The sequence below is a fragment of the Kitasatospora sp. NPDC059722 genome, assembly GCF_042733235.1.
In the GTDB taxonomy this organism is placed as follows: Bacteria; Actinomycetota; Actinomycetes; order Streptomycetales; family Streptomycetaceae; genus Kitasatospora.
The window spans coordinates 1-3,561 of the sequence record NZ_JBHWGD010000238.1; the positions used below are offsets into that span (position 1 = coordinate 1).

Consider the following 3,561-nt stretch of genomic DNA (forward strand, 5'->3'; position numbering starts at 1 on the left):
GGAGTCGCCTGGCCGACGATGCCGGGCACCAAGAACGTGCCGTGGCCGATCCTGCCTCTGCCGGTCGCCCCTGGCGCCGACCCCGGCAGCGAGGTGATCATCCCCGGTCAGCCCGTACCGGCCACCCCCGGCGTCGCCGGTCATCCGGAGCTGAAGTGGCCGACCGTTCCCGGCTTCCCGGACGTCAAGTGGCCGTCGGTGCCCGGTTCGCTGGACGTCCCGTGGCCGGGGCACCCGGACCTGCCCGCCATCTCCTGGCCGGGCGCGCCGAACCTGCCCACGGGCGGCCGGCCCTCGCTGCCCGGCTTCCCCGCCTGGTCGTGGCCGTCGATCCCGAACTTCCCGAACGTGCCCTGGCCGTCCCTGCCGGGCCTGCCGACGACTCCGTGGCCCGCCGCCTCGGGGTTCCCCAACCTGCCGGACAAGCCGCTCCCGGCGGACCCGCCGGCCCGAGCGTGCAGGAATCCCCACAAGCCTGACCCGGGCAAGCCTGACCCGGGCAAGCCTGACCCGGGTAAGCCTGACCCGGGTAAGCCTGACCCGGGTAAGCCCGACCCCGGCAAGCCCGACCCGGGCACCCCCGGTGGCGACAACGGTGGGACCAACCCCGGGACCAACCCCGGGACCGGGACCAAGCCGGCGCCCTCGCTGCCCGGGATCACGCTGCCCGGCTTCCCGTTCCTGCCGCTGCTGCCGCCGTTCGGCTGGGGCCCCGGCGGGCCCGGCGGGCCGAGCCTGCCGGGGGGCGGTCCCTCCGGTGGCGGGCAGCAGCCCGATCCGACGCAGGGGATCCGCGTCGTCTCCGCGGCCGACCCGCAACTCGTGCCGGACGTGCGCGACGGGGTGGCGAACGCCGGCACCCCCGTGCAGGCCTGGCAGCCGAACACCACCGACTCGCAGCGCTGGGCGTTCTGGGACCGCGGCAACGGCAACTGGCTGATCGAGACGCGGCTCACCTACGGCCGGAGCCGGCCGGAGGAGCGGCTGGTGCTCGGCCACGACACCGCCACCCACCGCACGGCGCTGCAGCCGGTGGCGGACGGCCGGAACGACCTGCTGTGGCGGTTCGCCGACGCGGGGGACGGCCGGAGCACGATCGCGAACGGCGACGGCGGCGGTTGCCTCACCCTCGCCGCCAAGGGCCAGCCGCTGACCGTCGCGCCCTGTGACGGCTCCGACCGCCAGAAGTGGCGACTGAACGGCGTGGTCGCGGACGGCGGCGGGAACGGCCCCGCCCCCGTCACCGTGTACTCGGCCTTCCCCGGCAAGTGCCTGGACGTCGCCGGCGGCAAGACCGCCGACCGGACCCCGACCGACCTGTACGACTGCAACGCGAGCCCGTCCCAGCAGTGGACCCCGTCCGCGCGCAGCGGCATGGTCACCCTGAAGGCGTTCGGCAAGTGCCTGGACGTCGCCGACGGCAAGACCGTCGGCGGCACCCGGGTCGGCCTGTACACCTGCAACGACAGCCCCGCGCAGAACTGGCAGCAGGGCCCCGGCTACTCGCTGGTCAACCCCGCCTCCGGTCGCTGCCTGGACGTGACCGACGGCAAGGCCGTCAACGAGACCCCGCTCCAGCTCTGGGACTGCAACCAGAGCGACTCCCAGCGCTGGGGCCTGGGCACCGTCCCGCCCCGGCAGGAGAAGCAGCCGGCCCCGCAGCCAGCCCCGCAGCCGGGCACCACGCCGGTGGTGAGCCCCGGCATCGGCTCCTCGCAGGTCGCCACCCTGCGCTCGGCGAACGGCGGCCTGGTGGCGGACCTGGACCGGGCGAACACCGCCGCCGGGACGCCGGTCAAGGCGCTCGGCGCCAACGGCAACGACGCCCAGCGCTGGGCATTCTGGCCGACGGCCGACGGGCGGTGGATCATCGAGACCCTGCTCACCGACGGGAAGACGGCGGCCGGTCAGGGCATGGTGATGGACCACGACCCGGGCAGCCACCGCGCCCACCTCATCCGGGTCTCGGACGGCAACGCCAACCAGCACTGGGCGTTCCGCGACGCCGGCGGCGGCTGGTACTGGATCACCAGCGACACCGACAACGGCTGCCTGACCGCCGCCAACAGCGGTGAGCAGCTGGGCATCTGGGCCTGCGACGGCTCGGACCGGCAGCGCTGGCGACTCGACAACATCCAGAACGGGCCTACCCAGGGCGGCGACAGCGGCTCCGGCGGCGGTAGCACGGGCGGTTCGACCGGTGGCGGCACGGGAGGTGGCGGTACCGGCGGGGGTTCGACCGGTGGTGGTGCGGTTCCCGGTGGCAGTGCCGGCAGTCCTGGTTCTCCGCAGGCTCCGGGGGGCAGTGATCCCCGGCACGGTGTGACGGGGTCCTTGGTGTCCGGGAACAACTGGATGGTTGCCGATCTCGATCGCGGCTCCAATGCCTCGGGTACGCGGATCAAGTCGCTTGGTGCCAACGGTGCCCTCGCTCAGCAGTGGACGCTCTGGCAGAAGCCGAACAACCAGTGGTTGATCGAGACCAAGGTCGGTGGGGGCATGGTCATGGACCACGACCCCAGTACTCACCGCACCCATCTCATCGGTTCGCAGGAGGGCAATGCCAATCAGCTCTGGCGCTTCCAGGAGGGTGCGCGTGGCTGGTACCGGATCATCTCGGCGACGGATGGCGGTTGCCTCACTGCTGTGAACAACGATCAGGACCTGGCCATTTGGCAGTGCCGTGACACCACCGCTCAGTGGTGGAAGCTCGACACGTTTCCCTTCGACGGCGGCGGTGGCAGCACGGGAGGTGGCAGCACCGGCGGTGGTGGCACTGGCGGTGGTTCGACCGGCGGCGGTGGCGGCACCGGCGGCGGGGGCTCGACCGGTGGCGGTGGCTCGGGCGGCGGGTTCCGCGGCCCCGACTCGCTGCCCCTGCCCCTCCCGCTCCCCAACTGCCAGGACCTGCCGAACGGTCCCAGGGACACCTGGGACGGCACGGTCGACCACCTGGACAGCGGCCGCTGCCTGCGCCCCGGCCAGCACATCGACACGTCCATCAAGTACGGCAGCTCCGGCCTGTTCGGCATCAACACCACGGAGGAGGGCTGGAAGCTGGAGTACCAGACCGACGGCAACCTCGTGCTGTCCCACTGGGAGGCGGACATCCCGTTCTGCGGCGGTCCCGACTGCCAGCAGGGCACGACCACGACCGAGGTGATCTGGAACTCGGGCACCGCCGGCACCCGCCCCGGTGTCGCGATCATGCAGGAGGACGGCAACTTGGTCGTCTACGGTGCCGACGGCCGGGCCGCCTGGAACTCCGGCACCGGACCGTCCTGCGGCGGCCGGAACGTCTGGCTGCGCGTCCAGCAGGACGGCAACCTCGTCCTCTACAAGGGGCACGCCGCCGGCGAGGGCGCGGACCGGTGGAAGGCGATCTGGTCCACCAAGTTCGGCCGCACCGCCGAGCCCTGCTGACCCGAACGACCCCGCCCCACCCCGCACGACCCACGGGCGCGCCCGGGCCGGGCCCCCCCCCGCCCCGGGGGCGCCCCCGCGCCCCCCCGCGGGCGCGGGGGGTGGGGCGGGGGGGGCTCCGGGGGGGGCGGGGTTCCC

General features: G+C 73.6%; 1 protein-coding gene. It reads left to right on the forward strand.

Going from position 1 to position 3,561, the window contains the following annotated elements:
• Nucleotides 1-3,423: RICIN domain-containing protein (locus ACFV4F_RS42860; RefSeq protein ID WP_380511366.1), on the forward strand; the 3,423-nt coding region annotated here is incomplete at its 5' end.
• Nucleotides 3,424-3,561 lie beyond the last annotated feature (138 nt).